The following is an 18184-nucleotide window of genomic DNA, read 5'->3' as shown; positions in this document are numbered from 1 at the left end:
TGGCGCGCGCGATCAGGTGCCGCGCGGCTTGGCGCGATGGGTCGCGGTCGCGGTCCAGGGATCGTCGGGCCAGGGATGCTTGGGATAGCGGCCCTTCATTTCCTTCTTCACTTCCGGATAGGTGCGTTCCCAGAAGCCCTTGAGGTCCTGGGTGACCTGCAGCGGCCGGCCCGCGGGCGACAGCAGGTGCAGGGTCAGCGGCACGCGACCGTCGGCGATGCGCGGGGTGTCGGCCAGGCCGAACAGCTCCTGCAGCTTGACCGCCAGCACCGGCGCGGCGGCGCCGCCTTCCTCGTCGTAGGCGTAGACGATGCCGCGCTCCATGCCCGAGGGCACAAGGATGCGGGTCGGCGCCAGCGCGTCGATGCGCTGGCGCAGCGACCAGTCCAGGCGCGAGCGCAGGGCATCGCCGAGTTCGCTCTCGCTGAGCGCATCCAGGCGGGTCTTGCCGGACAGGGCCGGCTTCAACCAGGCATCCAGCTCGGCCATCAGCGCCGCGTCGGACAGATCCGGCAAGCCCGCTTCGCCGGCCAGTTCCGGCAGCCAGGCGCGCAGGCTGCGCACGCGCGCGCGCCACTGGATCAGCGATTCGGTCCAGGGCAGCGCGTCCAGACCGAGCTGGCGCACCGCGTCGATCAGGGCGTCGGCGTAGCGCGACGGGTCCGGGCGCGCCAGCGGCCGGCTGTCGAGCACGATGCGGTCGTAACGGCGCTCGCGCACCGCGGCGATGGCGCGCGCGGCCGCGTCCCAGACCACCCGGTCCTCGCTGACGAAGCGTTGCGGGAACTCGCGCTCCAGCCGCGCCTCGTCCAGTGGCGCGGCGCGCAACACGCGCGCGTCGCGCGGATCGTCGCGCAGTTCGCTGATCACCAGCCAGGGTTCGCCGTAGACCGCGCTGTCGTCGAACAGCTTGGCGCTGCGGCCGTTGGCGAGCTGGTAGCGATAGGGGTCGGACGGATGCTGGCGCGCGATGCGATCGGGGAAGGCATGCAGCAGCAGATCGCCGAGCGCGTGCGCGGGCACCTGCGACGGCGGCGCGCGTTCCACGCGCAGGCGACGGCGCCATTGCTTGCTGGCCTGGTCGAGCGCGGCCAGCGCCGAGCGCGAAGCCTCGGCCGGCGCGCGCCCGCCGCGGAATGCGGCCAGCGCCTGCCAGCGTGCGGCCAGGGCGTCGCCGCCGCTGCGCAAGGGATCGCGCGCTTCGATCAACGCGGCCAGGTCGCAGGCCAAGGCGCGTTCGTTCGGATCGGTGGGCGCCAGCAGCATCGCGGCCAGGCGCGGATGCGTGCCCAGGGCGAGCACGCGCCGCCCGAAGGCGGTGATCGCGGCGCCGTCGAGCGCGCCCAGGCGCTGCAGCAGTTCGCGCGCGGCCGCGAGCGCGCCGCCGGGCGGCGCGTCGAGGAAGCGCAGCGAGGCATCGCCCCAGGCCGCCAACTCCAGGGCCAGGCCGGCCAGTTCGACCTGGGCGATCTCGGGCCGGCGCTGCGGTTCCAGGCGCTGCGACTCCGGCCACAGGCGGTAGGCCCAGCCTTCGGCGACGCGGCCGGCGCGGCCGGCGCGCTGGTCGGCCGAGGCCTGCGCGATCGACACCACGTCCAGGCGCGCGAAACCGCTGTTGGGGTCGTAGCGCGGTTCGCGCGCCAGGCCGGCGTCGATCACCACCCGCACGCCGGGCAGGGTCACGCTGGATTCGGCGACATTGGTGGCCAGCACCACGCGACGGCGGCCGTTCGGATCGGGCTGCAGCACGCGCGACTGTTGTTCGACCGGCAACTCGCCGTGCAGGGCCAGCACGTCGACGCCGCGCACCGCCTCGCTGGCCTGCAGCGCGGCATCGACGCGCGCGATCTCGCGCTGGCCGGGCAGGAACACCAGCACGTCGCCGGGGTGCTGGACCAGGGCGTGTTCGACCGCTCGCCGGGCCTGATGCTCGAGTTTCTCTTCGCGGCGCGCGGGATAGTGGGCGATGCTCACCGGATAGCTGCGGCCGGCGCTGCTCAGGCGCGGCGCATCGAGGAACTGGGCCAGGCGCTCGCCGTCCAGGGTCGCCGACATCACCACGATGCGCAGGTCCTCGCGCAGCGCGGCCTGCACGTCCAGGGCCAGGGCCAGACCGAGGTCGGCGGCCAGGTGGCGCTCGTGGAATTCGTCGAACAACAGGGCGCCGACCCCGTCCAGGGTCGGGTCGTCCTGGATCATGCGGGTCAGGATGCCTTCGGTGACGACCTCGATGCGGGTCCGCGCGGAGACCTGGTTCTCGAAGCGGATGCGATAGCCGACGGTTTCGCCCGCGGCCTCGCCGCGCTGGCGCGCCATGAACTGCGCGGCCGCGCGCGCCGCGACCCGGCGCGGTTCCAGCATCACGATCTTGCGGCCCTGCAGCCAGGGTGCGTCCAGCAGCGCCGGCGGCACCTGGGTGGTCTTGCCCGCGCCGGGCGGCGCTTCCAGCACCAGGCGCGGATGGGCGGCGAGGCTGTCGCGGATCTGCGGCAGCAGGGGATCGATGGGGAAGGCGGGAGCGTTCACGCGCGCAAGGATACGCGGGGGCGACGCGCTTGCCATCGCGGCTCCCGCACCACGATGCGCCCGCTTTCCGCTTTCCGCTTTCTGTGGGAGCGGCGTAAGCCGCGATGGGCGCCGGCCATGACGCAATCGGCGATCTCGGCGGACTGGAGCCATCGCGGCTTACGCCGCTCCCACGGAAAGCACAGACCGGAAACACGCAGAGCCCCTGCGGCCCGCATTGCTAAACTGCGCGCTTTGCCAAGCCTGCGATCCCCATGCAACTGCTCGACATCGGCGCCAACCTCACCCACGACAGCTTCGATCCCGACCGCGACGCGGTGCTGCAGCGCGCGCGCGAAGCCGGGGTGACGCAGATGGTGGTGACCGGCGCCAGCCGCGAGCATTCGCCCAAGGCCCTGGCGCTGGCGCGCAAGCACCCGGGCGAGCTGTACGCCACCGCCGGCGTGCACCCGCATCACGCCAGCGAATACACCGCCGAATGCGACACCGAGATGCGCGCCCTGCTCGCGCACGCCGAGGTGGTGGCGGTCGGCGAATGCGGGCTGGACTACTTCCGCGACTTCTCGCCACGCCCGGCCCAGCGGCGCGCGTTCGAACAGCAGCTGCAGATCGCGGTCGACACCAGGAAGCCGCTGTTCCTGCACCAGCGCGACGCCCACGCCGACTTCATGGCGACCATGCGCAACTTCGACGGCCGCCTCGGCGCGGCGGTGGTGCATTGCTTCACCGGCAGCCGCGAGGAGCTGTTCGACTACCTCGACCAGGACTGGCACATCGGCATCACCGGCTGGCTCTGCGACGAGCGCCGCGGCCAACACCTGCGCGAGCTGGTCAGGAACATCCCGGCCAACCGCCTGATGATCGAGACCGACGCGCCCTACCTGCTGCCGCGCACGGTCAAACCGGCGCCCTCGCACCGCCGCAACGAACCCATGTACCTGGCCCACATCGTCGAGGAGCTCGCACGCGATCGCGGCGAGGCGGTGGCGGTGACGGCCGCCAACAGCACCGCGACCGCGCGCGCGTTCTTCCGCCTGCCGGCGCCGTGAGCCGCGCCTAGAACGCGCGGCTGCGGCGTTCGCCGACGGCCGCGAAGTCCGGCGCCGGCGCCGCTGCGCAGCCCCTGCTCGACCCGGCCTGGGCCGCCGCCGTCGATCCCGCCGCGACGCAGTCCACGGCTGCGTCGCAGGCGCTCGGGCGCGCATCCGCACGGCCCGTGGCGGGCGCGGGCGGCAAGCCCAGGCCGGCGAGCACGAACGCCAGCAACCCCAGCCAGGGAATGCGGCGCCCGTCATCGCGCTCACTGCGCGGCGAAGTCACCGCAGCCGTACCAATTGGCGGTCTGCACCGCGCCGGCGATCACCGCGTAGGCGTGCTTCTTGCCAGCGCTGTCGAGGCAGAATTTGCCGCTGGCGACCTTGTTGATCCGCACCACCAGTTCGCGCAGCTGGCCGTTGACGTTGATGCGGCCGATCATGGCGTAGCGGTCGGGCTGCGGTTTGATCTCCGGGTCGGGCATCAGGCCGCCGTAGGCGACGCCGGCCAGTTGCGGCACCACCAAGTCGTAGCGCAGCGTTTTGGCGCGGGTGTCGACGATCAGGCCCCATCCCTGATTGCCGCCGCGGAACACCGCGGCCGGATACGCGGCGGCGGCCGGATCGGCCGAGCGCACCGGCGCCGGCCAGGACGCGAGCACGCTGGCCAGACCCAGGCCGACGATCGCGACAACGAGTACACGCATGGAGCGCTCCTGTGGACGGCGACGGCGGGCTGCCGTCTACCCTTGAGAACGCTCGGGCACGGGCTACGTGAATCGGGCTACGTGAATCGGGCTATGTGAATCGGGCTATGTGAATCGCGCTATGTGAATCGGACCAGGAGACTCGGCCTGCGTGACTCGGCGAGCGCCCGCCGGGCACCGACTCAGGCGATCGCGGGCGCGTCCAGGGCGGCCAGCTTGTCCGGGTTGCGCATGATGTAGATGCGGTTGGCGCGGCCGTCGCGATCGTAGGCGAAGGACAGCGAGGCTTCGACGTGGCCGTCGTGCTCCAGGATCACGCCGCGCGCGCCGTTGAGGTCGCAGACGATCCAACGGTACTCGCCCCAGTATTGGCGCAATGCGCCGAACACGAAGTCCAGCACCTGCTCGCGCCCGTGCATCACGTCCAGGCGCGTGGGCACCTTGCCGCCGCTGTCGGCGCGCAGTTCGATGTCGTCGGCCAGCAGCGCGGCGAAGGCCTCGGTGCGGCCGCTGACGATGGCGCCCTCGAACGCGGCCAGCAGCTGGTCCTGGCGCTGCTGCGGAGTGACGTGGCGCACGCCGCCTCGCTCCACATGCGCCTTGGCGCGCGAGACCAGCTTGCGGCAGGCCGCTTCCTGCAGGTCCAGGGTGCGCGCGATCTGCGCATAGGGCTGGTCGAAGATCTCGTACAGCAAATACGCCGCGCGTTCCTTCGGTGTCAGCCGTTCCAGCAACAGCAGGAAGGCGGTGCTCAGCGACGAGGCCAGGGTCAGCGCGGCCTCGGGCTGGTCCTCGCTGGCGCTGTGGATGGGCTCGGGCAGCCAGGAGCCGACGTAGTCCACGCGGCTGCGATGGGCCGAGCGCAGCAGGTCGATGCTGCGCCGGGTGCAGATCGTGGTCAGCCACGCGGCCGGGTTGTCTATCGCGGCGTGATCGGCGGCCTGCCATTTCAGCCAAGTGTCCTGGACCGCGTCCTCGGCGTCGGCGCGCGAGCCGAGGATGCGGTAGGCCAGGCCGAGCAGCAGGCCGCGCTGGCTTTCGAACGCCGCCGCGAGCGCGGCAGCCTGCGGGGGAGCGGCCTGCGCCATCAGTGCCTCGACACCTGGATGCGGTTCCATAGATTGATCATCGCCACGGTCGAGGTCAGTACGCCGATCTCATTGTCGCTGAAGTGCTGGCGCAGGCGCGCGCGCAGCGGGCCCAGTTCGGCATCGGCCTGCAGCCGGGTCAGGGCTTCGGTCCAGGCCAGCGCGGCGGCTTCGCGCGCGCTGAAGCGGGCGCTCGCGCTCCAGTCCTGCAGGGCCTGCAGACGCTCGGCGGTTTCGCCGTCCGCGAGCGCTTCGCGGGTGTGCAGCTGGATGCAGTAGTCGCAGCGATTGATCTGCGAGGCGCGCAGCTGCACCAGGTGATGCAGGCCGCGTTCCAGGCCGTGGCCGTCCATGGCCCGGTGCACGCTGCCCAGGGCCTGCAGCACGTCGGGGATTTCGCGTTGGTAGTTGATCGGTCGTGCGGCGGTGTCGTTCATGCTTCGCTCCAGGGGCGACGGACCTTTCCGTCTTACTGGAACGACGATCCAGTCCGCGCCGCTGTGACATGCCGGCGCGGCTTGGAGGGCCGCGGCGTCGAGCCGCCGTCGCGATCAATACACCGCCAGGTCGCCGCAACCCTGCAACGGCGGGTCCATGCCTTCGACGTGCACGCTGACGCTGTGCTGGTGCCGGCCGTCGCCGTCGTCGGTGCAGTCCTTGCGCGAGATCTCGATGGTCATGGGCTTGGCGCCCTGAGCGGTGTCCAGCTCGCCGCTGAGCACGATCAGCGAGCTGGGCGCATCCGCGGGCTGGCCGTCGTAGCGGGCATGGCCCTTGGCCTTGTAGCTGCCCGAACCCCAGGTTAAATCCACCGTGTGGTCGAGCTGGCCGCTGGCCTGGATGTCGATCGACCAGTGCTCGCCGAAGCCCTTGAACGCGGGCACCGGGCTGACTTTGCCGACCTGGTCGGCGCCGATCTTGCCGGCCGGGCGTTCGGCGGGCGCGGCGGTGTCCGGCGCGGCGGCCGGCTCGGCCGGGGCGGGGGCGGTGCCGGCGCAGGCGGCCAAGACGGCGCACAGCAAGGCGGCGGACAGACGGGACAGGCGCATACGGTCGCTCCGGATCGTTCGAGGGCGCCAGTAGACCGCATCCCAGGTGGGCGCAGGGTTAACGGCCGGCGAACCGGTGTGCGTCGACGGCCTGCGGCGCCAGCACGATGCGCACCTGCCGCGCGCCGGCGCGCCGGCAGGCGCGGCTGGCGTCGGCCATCAGCCGCGTGCGCACCGCATAGGTCTGGCTGAGATTGTCGTGGCCGGTCAGGCGCGCGACCGCCTGCTGCTCGGGCAGGCTCGGGCGCTGGCAGTCGATCAGCAGGGAATCCGCCTGCGGCGGCGTGGCGGCGGCGGGCAGGACGGCCAGCGCGAGCGCGGCGGTCAGGCTAAGGGCGGACAGGTTCATGGCATGGGGTCCAAGAGCGCCGGACGACCCGGCCCGCACAGGCTCGCGCCGCGCTCCGCCGCAGTCTTTAGGGCGGCATGAGGAAGGTCACTGGGAAGCCTGAGGGCGCAGACCTAAGCTTGGGAAAAGCTTAGGCCGCGTCAGCGCGGTCTGCGCGTAACCGTTAATGGCCCGTCCCCCGATGGCCTGCGACCGCCTTTCATGACCTCAGCCGTACCGCCGCCGACCGACCCTGCCCCGGCCGAGCCCGCAACGCTCGCCTTCGACGCCATCGTGATCGACCGCGGCGGGCGCCGCCTGCTGCGCGACGGCGAGGTCCAGGCGCTGGAGCCCAAGGCGTTCGCGGTGCTGGCGCTGCTGGCCGGCGCGCCGGGGCGGGTGCATGCGCGCGATGAGATCCTGGACGCGGTCTGGGGCCATCGCCACGTCACCCCGGGCGTGCTCAACCGGGTCATGACCCTGCTGCGCCACGCCCTGGGCGAGGACGCCGCCTCGCCGCGCTACCTGCACACCGTGCACGGCTACGGCTACCGCTTCGATCTGCCGGCCTCGGCGGGCGATGCGGCGTCGACGGCGGCCGCCGTGGCCGCGGAGACGAGGGCGGCGGGCGACGCGAACGCATCGGTGCCGGCGCAATCTGCGGGCGACCGGACCGCGCCCGCACGCGGATCGCGCCTGCGCATCGCCCTGCTCGTCGCGCTGGCCTTGCTGCTGGCCAGCGGCGCCTGGGCCTGGTGGCGTTTCGCCGGCGATCGCGGCGGCGATGGCGCCACCGCCGGCGCGCGCAACGAAGCCCAGCCGGTGCTGGCGGTGCTGCCGCTGCGCGCGCTCGGCGACGACCCGCGCAGCCAGGACTTCGCCGACGGCCTGAGCGAGGAACTGATCGGCCTGCTCGCGCGCATCGACGGCCTGCGCGTGACCTCGCACACCTCCTCGGTGCAGTTCCGCGATACCCGGCTGCCGCTGGCCGAGATCGCGCGCCGCTTGCGCGCCACCCACGTGCTGGAAGGCAGCGTGCGCCAGGACGGCGAACGCCTGCGCATCAGCCTGCGCCTGGTCGAGGCCGCCAGCGACCGCACCCTGTGGACGCAGGACCTGGACCGCGAGTTCCGCGACATCTTCGCGATCCAGCGCAACATCGCCTACGCGATCGGCAACGCCATGCAGCGCCAGCTCGGCCGGAAGCCGCCGGCGCCGCCAGCCAACGAAGACCCGGCGCTGTACCAGCGCTATCTGATCGCGCGCAATGCCTCGGCCGGCGGCCTGCGCAACACCAACTCATCCAGCCTGCCGGCTGAGAACGCCTTGCGCGCCCTGCTGCGCGAGCACCCCGACTACGCGCGCGCCTGGGGCGCGCTGGCGGTCAAGCTGTGGCTGCGCTCGCTGGCGCCGGAGCCCGGCCGCGACGATCTGCGCAACGAGGCCGAACGCGCCGCCGCCACCGCCCTGCGCCTGGACCCGCAACAGCCCGACGCCCTGGGCGTGCTCGCCAATCGCGCCTGCCGCGAGCAGCAATGGCAGGAATGTCTGACGCTGTCCAAGCGATCCGTCGCGCTCACCCCCTCGGACTCCTCCTGGCGCGGCGCGCATGCGCAGCGGCTGGCGACCATGGGCTATGTCCAGCAGGCCCTGCGCGAAATCGACGACACCCTGTTGATCGCGCCCTACGATCCGATGCTGCATTTCTGGCGCGGCCGGCTGCTGGACACGCTCGGCCGTCACGACGAGGCGCAGTCGCATCTGGCGATGGCCGATCCGGTCCAGGCCCAGACCGCGCGCTACTTCAACGCGGCCTGGCGCCGCGATTACGCCACCGCCGCGCGCATCGCCCTGGCGCTGCCCTCCGACCAGCCCTGGCGCGACTCGGAAATGGCCGCGGCGGCCGCCCTGCAGGACCCCTCGCGCTGGCCGGCGGTGCTGCCGGCGATCGAAGCCTCCGAACGCAGCCTGCGCTACGGCCAGGTCGATTACGACTTCACCCGCCTGCTGTTGCCGGTGCGCGATTACCGGCGCGATATCGCCGGTTTGGACGCGGTGCAGCGCGCCGGCTACGCCTCCTATCAGTGGGTGCTGTGGCAGCCCGAGTCGCGTGAGCTGCGCCGCGATCCCGCGTTCCAGGCCTATCTGCGCGACAGCGGCCTGATCGCGCTCTGGCGCGAACAGGGCTGGCCGGTGCTTTGCCGGTCCGACGGCGGCGACGGCGCGGTATGCGACTGAGCCTGGCGCCGCGACGCGCACGCGGCTCGCTGCGGCGACGCGATCGGTCCTGACGAGCCGCAACCTAGCCGGCGAAGTTCTCGGTGTAGCCCAGCAGCAGCACCCGGCTGCGCTGGAACGTCGACGACAGCTCACGCCAGACCGCGTCCTGCGCGCTCGCATCGGCCTGTCCGTACAGCCGGCGCAACTCCGCGGCCAGGCGATCGGCCTGGTCCGCCTGCAAGACCTGCTCGCGCACGAAGCCCAGCCAGGACGCGCCTATGCCGAAGAACCGGTAGGCGTAGCGCTGGTGCAGATGCCGGATCACGGCGTGGTTCTGGAACACGTCCCAGTCGCAGGTGAAATAGCCGTTCGGCAATCCCGCGATCAGCAGATCGTCGCGCGCGACCGGCAGGCGCTGCACGTAGACCACCTTGTCCAGCACCGCGTCCGGATCGCGGTTCATCGCCAGCAGGGCTCGGATGTCCTCGTCGCCCGCGTCCAGGGTTCCGGCCACCTCGTCCCAGCTCGACTGCAGCTGCGGCTTTTGCAGTTGCGCCGCCACGTGCTCCAGCCGGCCCGCCTCCCAGGCATGCACGGCCAGCGGATCGTCGAAGTCGACCTCGCCGCAATCGAAGCGGATCCGGTCGCCGTCGCCAGCGTGGCCGCTGGTGTAGCAGCACTGGCCCACGTCGTCGAGCGTGCACAGGAAACCGGCCTCCGGCTCGCCCTCGCGCAAGCGGTCCAACAGCGCCAACACTTCGCTCAGCGAGCCGATATCGCTCAAACGCAGATGGCTGAAGCTGTCCACCTTGCGGTGGGGCTCGGCGTGTCGGAAATCGATCGCTTCGGCGCGCATCGCCGGCTCTCCTGTCTGGGCGGCGCGAGCGCTACGGCGCGGCCGGTTCGGCCAGCAGCGCGTCGACCTCCGCGCGGACCTGCGCGCAGTGCGATGCGCGGTAGCGCTGCCTGTCTTCGACCTGTTCCACCGGCAGTTGCAGCAACTGCGACATGGCCCGCTCCATGCCGGACTGGAAGCCCGCATCGTAGGCCTCCTGGTCGAACGCGCGCCCCGCGGCGCGGTAACGCGCATCGGCGGCGGCGTGCGTGCGTGCGTTCAAGCGCTCCAGCGCGGGTTCTTCGTAACCGCACAGCGAGGCCCGGGTCAGTCGCGTGCCGTCGTCGCGCGCGCTCTCGTGCAGCGCGGCATCGGCAGCGGCGTCGGGCGCGGCGAGCGCGCCGCCGCTCGCGGCCACGCCCAGCAGCCCGGCGAGCGCGACGGCGCGGCGGCTCAACTGCGCAGCCCGACGCCGCGCTTGAGCAGCCACAGCCCCAGCGCCGACAGCGCGACGACGAAGCCCAGCATCAGCGCGTAGGCCACCCACAGCGGCACGTCGGAGCTGCCGAGCAGGCCGTAGCGGAAGGCGTTGACCATGTAGAAGATCGGATTGGCGTGGGTCATGGTCTCCGCCCACGGCGGCAGCAGCTTGACCGAATAGAACACGCCGCCCAGGTAGGTCAGCGGGGTCAGGATGAAGGTCGGCACGATCGCGACGTCGTCGAATTTCTTGGCGTATACCGCGTTGATGAAGCCGGCCAACGAGAAGATGGTCGCGCCCAGCAGCACCGTGGTTAGGGTCACCAACGGATGCGGCACGCTGACCTTGGTGAAGCACATCGCGATCAGCAGCACGATGGTGCCGACCATCAGGCCGCGCAGCACCGCGCCGGCGACGTAGCCGGTCAGGATCACCCAGTTCGGCATCGGGCTGACCAGCAGCTCCTCGACGTGACGGCCGAACTTGGCGCCGAAGAAGCTGGAGGAGATGTTGCCGTAACTGTTCTGGATCACGCTCATCATCACCAGGCCGGGGACAATGAACTCCATGTAGCTGTAACCGCCCATGTCGCGGATCTGCGAGCCGATCAGGCCGCCGAAGATCAGGAAGTACAGGGCCATGGTGATCGCCGGCGGCACCAGGGTCTGGCCCCAGATGCGCAGGATGCGCGCGACCTCGCGCCGCACGATGGTGGCCAGCGCGGTCAGGTTGCGCTGAGCGTTGCTGGGCTGGGTGTTCGGAGCCAGCTGGTTCATGCGCTCTGCTCCGGTTGCGCGGGCACGCCGTTGCCGAGCGGGCCCTTGTCGAGGTTGTCGCTGGTCAGGCGCACGAACAGTTCTTCCAGTCGGTTGGACTTGGTGCGCATCGAGCGCACCCGGATGCCGGCCTCGCCCAGGGTCGCGAACACGCGGTTGAGGTCCATCGCGCGCGGCATTTCCAGGTCCAGGGTGTGGTCGTCGATCGCGCTCAGGGCGGTGCCCTCGATCGCCGGCAGGCGGGCCGGCAGCACGCCGTCGATGTCGAACAGGAAGCCTTCGACGTCGAGCTTGGCCAGCAGCGCCTTCATCGGGCCCTGCTCGACGATGCGGCCGTGGTCGATGATCGCCAGGTTGCGGCAGAGGCTCTCGGCCTCTTCCAGGTAATGCGTGGTCAGGATGATGGTGGTGCCGGCGGCGTTGATCTCGCGCAGGGTCTTCCACATGCCGCGGCGGATCTCGATGTCGACGCCGGCCGTGGGCTCGTCCAGGATCAGCAGCTGCGGCCGGGTCATCATGGCGCGCGCGATCATCAAACGGCGCTTCATGCCGCCCGACAGGGTGCGGCTCATCATCTGGGCCTTGTCCCACAGCTGGGCGCGCTTGAGTTCCTCCTCGGCGCGCTCGATCGCCACCTTGCGCGGCACCCCGTAGAAGCCGGCGTAGTTGACCAGGATGTCGAGCGGCTTCTCGAACATGTTGAAGTTGAGCTCCTGCGGCACCAGGCCGATCAGGCGCATCGCCGCGTCGCGGTTGCGGGCCAGGTCGGTGCCGAAGATCTCCACCGAGCCGGCGCTGAGGTTGACCAGCGAGCTGACGATGCCGATCAGGGTCGACTTGCCGGCGCCGTTGGGGCCGAGCAGGGCGAAGAAATCGCCGGGGGCGACGTCCAGCGAGACGCCCTTGAGGGCCTCGACGCGGTTGTCGTAGGTTTTGCGCAGCGCGCGCACGGACAGGGCCGGCACCGCCGCGGCGCCGCCGGCCGCCGTGGGTGCGGAGGCCGTACCAGCTTGGTTCTGGGTCATTTCGGGAGGCCTGCGCCGCGAGCCGCGCGGCGATAACCGGTAGTATAGGCGCCCCCGTGGTCGCGCTCCGGCCACAGACTGTTGCAGGTTTGTCGGTAGCCGTGGCCATCCAGCATTTCCCCCTCAAGCTCGTTTCGCGCCGCATGCTGGCCCCCACCGTGGGCCACTACACCTTCGTCCGCGACGATGGCCAGCCGCTGGATTACATCCCCGGCCAGTTCATCCAGGTTCACTTCCAGTACGCCGACGGCACCGCGACCAAGCGCAGCTACTCGCTGGCGACCATCCACGACCACGCCCTGGGACCGGGCGAGGCGGTGGAGATCGCGGTGAGCTACGTGCCCGGCGGCGCCGCGACGGCCTTGTTCGAAGGCCTGGACGAAGGCGGCACGGTCGACGCCAGCGGCCCGTTCGGGCGCTTCTGCCTGATGCCGGCCGACGCCAACCGGCGCTACCTGCTGATCGCCACCGGTACCGGCGTGACCCCGTACCGGGCCATGCTGCCGCAGCTGGAAACCCTGATCCGCGAACGCGGCATCGAGGTGGTGCTGATGTTCGGCGCGCGTACTCCGGACGAGCTGCTGTACGGCGACGAGTTCCGCGCCTTCGCCGACCGCCAGCCCAACTTCCGCTTCGTGCCCTGCTACTCGCGCGAGCTGCCGGCCGACCCGCACCCGGACACCCGCCACGGCTACGTGCAGCAGTTCCTGGACGAGTTCGCGCCCAACGGCGAATCCGACATCGCCTACCTGTGCGGCAACCCCAACATGGTCGACGCCTGCTTCGAGGCGCTCAAGGCCCACGGCCTGCCGGTGCCGGCGATCCGCCGCGAGAAATACGTCAGCAGCAAGTAGCCAGGAGTGAGCGTGGAGAAGTGAGGGCGAGTAAGGCTCGCTTCCACGCTCACAGCGTCGCCATGGCGGCCTGCGCTGCGGGGCCGGCGGTGAACGTGAGCGGCGGCTTCGCCGGTGCGCCCCCCGGCCGAATCACGGCGCCGGATTCTCCACCGGGCCTGAAGCATGGCGCCGGTTTGGTCTGGCGAGCTTAGGACGAGAAGCTCAGCGTCGGCGCAGGCTTTCCGTTCTTGATGGCGCATGCCCAGATTCGGCCGGCGTCCCCGCCGGTATCGCTCGAGAAAACGATCTCCCCATCGCTTGGGCGCTCAGCCCAGAAGAAGCATATCTGGGCGATCTTCAGCCGCCTGAGTTCATCGCGCCATTCGTTCAAGGCGGGGTTCTGATCGATCTGCGCCTCGATGAACTCTCTCACTGCGACCGAAAATTCTTCGAAGCGCGCCGCAAGCTGCTCAGCCTCGCCTATCAATCGCAGGGACGGGCCAATGACGACTTGTTCTTTGCCCCAATCCCCCGCGATATGGAATTTGATTTCTTCTCCGCCGATCTTCGCGACAGACTCCCACGCCTCTACATCGTCGTTGAACGACAGCTTCCCAAGCAGATGGCTTTCGACGACTTCCGTTATCTCCCTCTTATCGCCAAACAAAAAACGCTTGATGCCATCAAACATGTCTCCTCCCATTTTTTTTGGAGGGCTACTTCAATCTCACCCTCCACAGCCACAGCTTCCGCTCGAACGATAATCCGTCATAGTCATTGCGGTCGCGGTCGGGATGGCGCCATATATTCCGACCACCGTCCCCTTGAACACCCATTCGGTCGCTATCCTGCCCCAGGTCGATCCGTTCATGTACCGATTGAGCTTAGAGCCAATCGCCATGTAGTTGATCCCTGCATCGAACCTTCCGGTAATTCTCATCCAGCGCTGAGGAATGAGCCAATGGTGCAAATCCAACCCTAGGTTTTGTAAGCCGCCAGCCGCTCTGGAGTACATCTTCCTTACAGCATCGAACCCTCTGCGATCCTGGAAGAGACGACCGATGCCGCGCTCCATCCGCGTCAGCAAGTTTCCTCGGCGCCCCATCTGCATGGCAGCGTTTCTGCCCAGGTGAGCGCCGCCAAAGGCGAGGCTCACGCCGATGCCTGCAGCCTCGCCGCCGGCGTACCATCCGGAGCACACGCTCACCCCACCATCGATGCCCGCCATAGATCGAATGCCTCTTGTAAGGCCGAAGCTAAGCGTATCGCCCATTCCCGCTGAGAAATCCACCAACTCCTGCGGCAACGGATCGCCCCATCTCCAAAGCCCCAATGGGTCGATACCCGATAGCGGATTGTTGCTTATGTAAGCATAGGTATTGAGCCCGCCGAGCAGTCCGGCCGGATCGCTCTGCGTGTATTGCCCCGTCACCGGGTCATAGTCCCGCATATAGTTGTAGTACAGCCCGCTGGCCATGTCGTAGCGCTGGCCGGGGAAGCGCAGGTCGAACACGAAGGTCTGGCCGTTGCCGTCGGGGTCGATGTTTGGCGCGTCGACGCCGAAGCCCTCCAGGCTCTCGTCCCAGCGCCAGACCGCGCGCTGCTGGGTCGGATCGATCACCGCGCGCGGCGTGCCCAGCTGATCGGTCTCGACGTAGCGCAGCACCTGGCTGGCCCCCGATCCGGTCAGCACCCCGACGGGCACGCCCTCCATCCACACGTACTGCTGAATCGGATTGCCGCTCGCGTCGTACTGACCCAGCAGATTTCCCGCCTCGTCGTACACGAACCGCGTGGTCACGCTGGTCTGGCGCTGCACTTGTTCGCCGAAGCCGTTGTAGACGTACGTGGCCTGGATGACGCCGCCGGCCTTGGCGACGCTCATCCGGTTGGCCTGGTTGTAGACGTATTCTTTGCCGGTGCCGCCCACCGTGCTCAGATTGCCGTTGGCTTCGTAGGTGCGCGCGACGCCACCCACCGCGGTCAGACGATGGCTTGCGGCCTCATACGTGTAGTCCGTGGTGGTTCCGGCCGCCGTCACGCTCTGGCGATTGCCGGTGAGGTCGTAGACGTAGCTTTCCAGCACCACACTGGCGCTGTTGCTGCGCGTCAGGAGGCGGCCGGCGGCATCGTAGGCGAACTTCGCCCGTGTCGTGGTGGAGGACAGGCTCGCCGCGCGGATCTCCTTCAGATAGCTGGCGTTGTCGTAGACGTAGCCGATGTTCAGGCCATCGTCCAACAGTCCGCTGCTGGTCGTACTGGTATTCGGGCCGGCATCGTAGACCGTGGTCGCGCGATAGTTCTGGTCGTAGCCGCGCGTCAGGGTGCGGTTGTTGCCGTATTGCCAGCTGCTGGCCGGCCCCGCCGGCAGGTAAGCCGCATTCTTGACCAGCACCTGGCGGGTGCCGCCGTCCGCGGTGACTCCGACCTCCTTCACCCGTTGCTGGGTGTCGCGCACGTAGTCGACCTGCGTACCGTCCGGATACACCAGGTTGGTCAGCTTATTGCTTTTGTTGTAGCCGTAACGGACCACTCTCAGCTGACCGCCGGTGGTCTGGGCCTTGCGGGCGACGTTGCCGAAGCGGTCGTAGCAGTACTCGGTGTCGCCGCTCTCGTCCGTCATCTTGCTCAGACGGCCGATCGCGAAGGTTTCGCCGGACTGGCACACGGCGTTCACCGTGTCGTAGACGTAGGCCACGTTCTCGGCGGCGTTCGGATACGTCACCGAGAGCGGGCGATTCAAGGCGTCGTAGACGTAGGTCGCGGTGATGCCGCGCGCATCGGTCTGGGAGAGACGGTTGTCGGCGTTGTCGTAGACGAAGCCTGTCGTGCCGCTGTCCGGGCTCACCTGCTGGGTCAGGCGGCCCAGCGCATCGTAGGTGTAGCTGGTCGTCAGACTTTTCGGGTCGGTGACCGAGCGCAGATTGCCCATCGCGTCGTAGCTCATCGCGGTCGTGATCTGCAGGCCGCCGCTGGCGCCGTCCAAGACCGTCGCGACCAGGCGGTCGAGATCGTCGTATTGATTGTGGGTCTGGACCAGGTTCGGATCCGTCACCTTGGTCTGGCGACCCGCAGCGTCGTAAGTGAGAGTGTGCGTGGTACCGCTGGTGCCGGTCGCGCTGGCCACCCGGTTCAGTTTGTCGAACACAGCGGTCTGCGTCCGCTTGAGTACGCTTCCGGGGGCGTAGGCCCGGTCGGTCAGGCGGTTGCCCGCCGAGTCGTAGGTGTAGCGCAACTCGTTGCCGGCCTGGTCGCGGACCGTCATCAACCAGTCGCGGTTGTTGTAGGTCATGTCGACGTAGTCGCCGTCAGGTGTCGTCACGCGGGTTGCGTTGCCGCGCGCATCGGCCGTGTAGGTCGTGATCTGGTCGTCCGTGGTCGCTGCGTCGTCCGCGCCGCGCACGATCTGCTGTTGCAGCCAGCCGCGCGGGTGATAGATCATCTCGGCGACGACGCCGTTGGCGTCGCGGATCTTGGTCGGCCGGCCCGCGCCGTCGTAGCGCAGGAACTCCACCTTCTGCCCCAGCGCGTTCTCGATCTCCTTGCGATCGCCCAGGCGATGGCAAGGCTCGGCGCCGGCGGCGCAGCCGCCGGTATCGGTGCTGGTGTAATAGCGGACCGTTACGACATCGTTGACGTCCGTGCGCGGGCCGTCGATCTGCTTGACCAGACGGCGATCGGGGCAGCCTGCGTTGGGGTCGGAGATATCGGTTCCGGTGCAGTAGCCGTAGGTCGTGGTCGCGAAGCTGCCGTCGTCCTTGCGCCGACGAACCTGGCTGATCGCGATGGGCCGCCCTTGCGACAGCACGAATGCGAACTCCGTGCGGAAGACCTGCGGACTGGCGCTGGACACGATCTGCTGGCTCGCTACCCAGCCGTAGTTGTAGGTCCAGGAGGTGGTGACCACCTCGCCGCTGTCCAGCGTCACCGATTCGGTCAGTTTCTGCGACTGCCCGTTATAGGTGCTGTCGATCGCCTTGAGCAGCGCGAACGAACCGTCGGCCTGCTTCTCCCACAACTCGGTGCGGGTCTGATCGCCGTTGCCGTCGTAGGTGTAGCGGACTTCGTTCCCCAGGGCGTCGACTTCCTTGCCGAGATAGCCGCCGGGATTGAAGATCTGGGTGGACGTGCGCGTGCTGGTGGTGCTGCCCAGGTCGACTGTCTCGGTAACGGTCGTGGTATTGGCGGCCGGATAGGCGAAGGTCCACACGGTTTCGCCCTGATTCTGGCGCGTCACCTTGTCCAATGCGTTGTAGGTGTTGACCACGGTGACCGCGCCCGTGCCGTCGGTGATCGAGGTAACGTTGTGCTGATCGTTCGCGTCCGCGTACGCGAAGGCCTGGCTGTAATCGGTCAGGCCGGCCACCGCGACCAGGTTGCCGCGGGTGGCGCCCTGATGGACATCGTGGGTGAAATTCACTTCGCGACCGTCGTTGGCGACGATCTTCGTCAACCGGCCGGTGGTGTCGCTGTACTGCAGATCCAGCGCATAGCCGGTCGGTTGGCCGCTCAGGGTCTTCTCGACGATCCGGACGAGACGCGGCTGGTAGGCGACCAGCATCGGCTTGTTCGGGTCGACGGCGCGCCGCGAGGTGCCGATCAAGGGCAGGCGGTTGCGTTCGTCGTAGATCAGTTCCTGCTGCCAGCCGTTGGCGGCGATGCGCGCGGCCAGATAGCCGCGCGCGTCGTAGATATCGCGCGCACCGTCGCGATACAGGAACTGGTAGCCGCCGCCGCCGAGCGCCAACAGCTGACCGGTCGCGCCGTCGGCGGGCGAAACATAGGCGCCGCCGGAATAGACGTAGCGACTGCGGCTGCCGCAGCCTGTCCGGATCATGATCGAGCCGTCCGGGTACTCGAACAAGCGCTTGTCGTAGTTGTGCGACCAGCCGTAGCCGACCGAACTGTCGTATTCCGAGCGGCTGTCGTAGCGGCGCGTGAACTGGATCGGAAAGTTGGCGCCGACCGTCAGGTCGGTGTAGCTCAGGTACAGGCTGCCGTCGTAAGTCCAGATCGGGTCGCCGAAGCCGGTCCCGTTCGATCCTTGCGAATTTCCCTTGCAACAACCGTCGCTGTTGCAAGGGCGCGAGTCGGGTCCCTGCGGCGCGCTGCCCGGCGTCACGCTGGAACCGATACCGTCGGCGCGGGCCGGGCCGACGGACGTCAGCGGCGAGAGCATGAGCGCGCACAGCAGGCCGAATGTGGCGGCGTACCAGCGGCGGCGGCGGGGTATGCGCGGATAGCCGGAAGAACAGGCCGGGATGGACGAAAGCTGCATG

Annotated in this window: 15 protein-coding genes; 3 read left to right on the top strand and 12 right to left on the bottom strand. The window is 69.1% G+C overall.

All coding sequences use genetic code 11. The features are described 5' to 3' along the window. Window positions 1-12: 12 nt before the first annotated feature. Window positions 13-2526, bottom strand: a complete 2514-nt coding sequence (gene hrpB, locus V1318_RS18790; protein ID WP_332941285.1) for an ATP-dependent helicase HrpB — start codon at window positions 2524-2526, stop codon at window positions 13-15. 254 nt (window positions 2527-2780) lie between these two features. Between hrpB and V1318_RS18785 the strand changes: the two genes are divergently transcribed. Further along, a complete protein-coding gene (locus tag V1318_RS18785) occupies window positions 2781-3575 on the top strand; it encodes a TatD family hydrolase (protein ID WP_332941284.1) in 795 nt (264 codons plus the stop codon). A 251-nt stretch (window positions 3576-3826) separates the two neighbouring features. Here V1318_RS18785 and V1318_RS18780 read toward each other — a convergent pair whose 3' ends face one another. The 5 genes from V1318_RS18780 to V1318_RS18760 form a co-directional block, all read right to left on the bottom strand. Continuing rightward, window positions 3827-4267, bottom strand: coding sequence for a hypothetical protein (locus tag V1318_RS18780; RefSeq protein WP_332941283.1), 441 nt, complete (start codon window positions 4265-4267; stop codon window positions 3827-3829). A gap of 182 nt (window positions 4268-4449) precedes the next feature. Then, window positions 4450-5385 carry an RNA polymerase sigma factor SigJ gene (gene sigJ / locus V1318_RS18775; protein WP_332941282.1) on the bottom strand — a complete coding sequence of 312 codons (936 nt, stop codon included), beginning with the start codon at window positions 5383-5385 and terminating at the stop codon, window positions 4450-4452. After that, window positions 5355-5792: a carboxymuconolactone decarboxylase family protein gene (locus V1318_RS18770; RefSeq protein ID WP_332941281.1), complete on the bottom strand. Its 438-nt coding sequence runs from the start codon at window positions 5790-5792 to the stop codon at window positions 5355-5357. Before V1318_RS18770 ends, sigJ begins: the two co-directional genes overlap by 31 nt. Window positions 5793-5906: 114 nt before the next feature. After that, entirely contained in the window at window positions 5907-6404 is a 498-nt protein-coding gene (locus tag V1318_RS18765; protein ID WP_332941280.1) for a hypothetical protein, read from the bottom strand. Between the two features lie 58 nt (window positions 6405-6462). Continuing rightward, a complete protein-coding gene (locus tag V1318_RS18760; protein WP_332941279.1) occupies window positions 6463-6753 on the bottom strand; it encodes a hypothetical protein in 291 nt (96 codons plus the stop codon). Window positions 6754-6954: 201 nt separating this feature from the next. On the opposite strand from V1318_RS18760, the gene V1318_RS18755 reads away from it, so the two are divergent. Beyond that, window positions 6955-8970 (top strand): winged helix-turn-helix domain-containing protein, encoded by a 2016-nt coding sequence (locus tag V1318_RS18755; protein WP_332941278.1) that lies wholly within the window; start codon window positions 6955-6957, stop codon window positions 8968-8970. A gap of 64 nt (window positions 8971-9034) precedes the next feature. Here the strand turns inward: V1318_RS18755 and V1318_RS18750 are convergent, their stop codons facing one another. Genes V1318_RS18750 through V1318_RS18735 form a run of 4 tightly spaced genes read right to left on the bottom strand, consistent with a single transcriptional unit; the run spans window position 9035 to window position 11994 of the window. After that, the gene (locus V1318_RS18750; RefSeq protein ID WP_332941277.1) at window positions 9035-9808 is read right to left on the bottom strand and encodes a hypothetical protein; all 774 of its coding nucleotides are present in this window, start codon (window positions 9806-9808) and stop codon (window positions 9035-9037) included. A 31-nt stretch (window positions 9809-9839) separates the two neighbouring features. After that, window positions 9840-10244, bottom strand: a complete 405-nt coding sequence (locus V1318_RS18745) for a hypothetical protein (RefSeq protein ID WP_332941276.1) — start codon at window positions 10242-10244, stop codon at window positions 9840-9842. Further along, window positions 10241-11044, bottom strand: a complete 804-nt coding sequence (locus tag V1318_RS18740) for an ABC transporter permease (protein WP_332941275.1) — start codon at window positions 11042-11044, stop codon at window positions 10241-10243. The genes V1318_RS18745 and V1318_RS18740 overlap by 4 nt, the downstream gene beginning before the upstream one ends. Next, the gene (locus V1318_RS18735; protein ID WP_332941334.1) at window positions 11041-11994 is read right to left on the bottom strand and encodes an ABC transporter ATP-binding protein; all 954 of its coding nucleotides are present in this window, start codon (window positions 11992-11994) and stop codon (window positions 11041-11043) included. The genes V1318_RS18740 and V1318_RS18735 overlap by 4 nt, the downstream gene beginning before the upstream one ends. Window positions 11995-12212: 218 nt before the next feature. Between V1318_RS18735 and V1318_RS18730 the strand changes: the two genes are divergently transcribed. Continuing rightward, the gene (locus V1318_RS18730; RefSeq protein ID WP_332941333.1) at window positions 12213-12923 is read left to right on the top strand and encodes a ferredoxin--NADP reductase; all 711 of its coding nucleotides are present in this window, start codon (window positions 12213-12215) and stop codon (window positions 12921-12923) included. 190 nt (window positions 12924-13113) lie between these two features. On the opposite strand, the gene V1318_RS18725 is transcribed toward V1318_RS18730, so the two are convergent. Further along, the gene (locus V1318_RS18725) at window positions 13114-13596 is read right to left on the bottom strand and encodes a hypothetical protein (RefSeq protein WP_332941274.1); all 483 of its coding nucleotides are present in this window, start codon (window positions 13594-13596) and stop codon (window positions 13114-13116) included. 36 nt (window positions 13597-13632) lie between these two features. Beyond that, the gene (locus V1318_RS18720; RefSeq protein WP_332941273.1) at window positions 13633-18183 is read right to left on the bottom strand and encodes an RHS repeat-associated core domain-containing protein; all 4551 of its coding nucleotides are present in this window, start codon (window positions 18181-18183) and stop codon (window positions 13633-13635) included. Window position 18184: the final 1 nt, after the last annotated feature.

Source organism: Lysobacter sp. CCNWLW3 (assembly GCF_036697405.1).
In the GTDB taxonomy this organism is placed as follows: Bacteria; Pseudomonadota; Gammaproteobacteria; order Xanthomonadales; family Xanthomonadaceae; genus Lysobacter.
This window is presented reverse-complemented; position numbering and strand designations above follow the sequence as displayed.

What these genes read in the sequence shown, in the direction of transcription:
- V1318_RS18785 (WP_332941284.1), top strand. Translation starts at nt 2,781, where the DNA reads ATGCAACTGCTCGACATCGGCGCCAACCTCACCCACGACAGCTTCGAT.
- V1318_RS18780 (WP_332941283.1), bottom strand. Translation starts at nt 4,267, where the DNA reads ATGCGTGTACTCGTTGTCGCGATCGTCGGCCTGGGTCTGGCCAGCGTG.
- sigJ (WP_332941282.1), bottom strand. Translation starts at nt 5,385, where the DNA reads ATGGAACCGCATCCAGGTGTCGAGGCACTGATGGCGCAGGCCGCTCCC.
- V1318_RS18770 (WP_332941281.1), bottom strand. Translation starts at nt 5,792, where the DNA reads ATGAACGACACCGCCGCACGACCGATCAACTACCAACGCGAAATCCCC.
- V1318_RS18765 (WP_332941280.1), bottom strand. Translation starts at nt 6,404, where the DNA reads ATGCGCCTGTCCCGTCTGTCCGCCGCCTTGCTGTGCGCCGTCTTGGCC.
- V1318_RS18760 (WP_332941279.1), bottom strand. Translation starts at nt 6,753, where the DNA reads ATGAACCTGTCCGCCCTTAGCCTGACCGCCGCGCTCGCGCTGGCCGTC.
- V1318_RS18755 (WP_332941278.1), top strand. Translation starts at nt 6,955, where the DNA reads ATGACCTCAGCCGTACCGCCGCCGACCGACCCTGCCCCGGCCGAGCCC.
- V1318_RS18750 (WP_332941277.1), bottom strand. Translation starts at nt 9,808, where the DNA reads ATGCGCGCCGAAGCGATCGATTTCCGACACGCCGAGCCCCACCGCAAG.
- V1318_RS18740 (WP_332941275.1), bottom strand. Translation starts at nt 11,044, where the DNA reads ATGAACCAGCTGGCTCCGAACACCCAGCCCAGCAACGCTCAGCGCAAC.
- V1318_RS18730 (WP_332941333.1), top strand. Translation starts at nt 12,213, where the DNA reads ATGCTGGCCCCCACCGTGGGCCACTACACCTTCGTCCGCGACGATGGC.
- V1318_RS18725 (WP_332941274.1), bottom strand. Translation starts at nt 13,596, where the DNA reads ATGTTTGATGGCATCAAGCGTTTTTTGTTTGGCGATAAGAGGGAGATA.
- V1318_RS18720 (WP_332941273.1), bottom strand. Translation starts at nt 18,183, where the DNA reads ATGCAGCTTTCGTCCATCCCGGCCTGTTCTTCCGGCTATCCGCGCATA.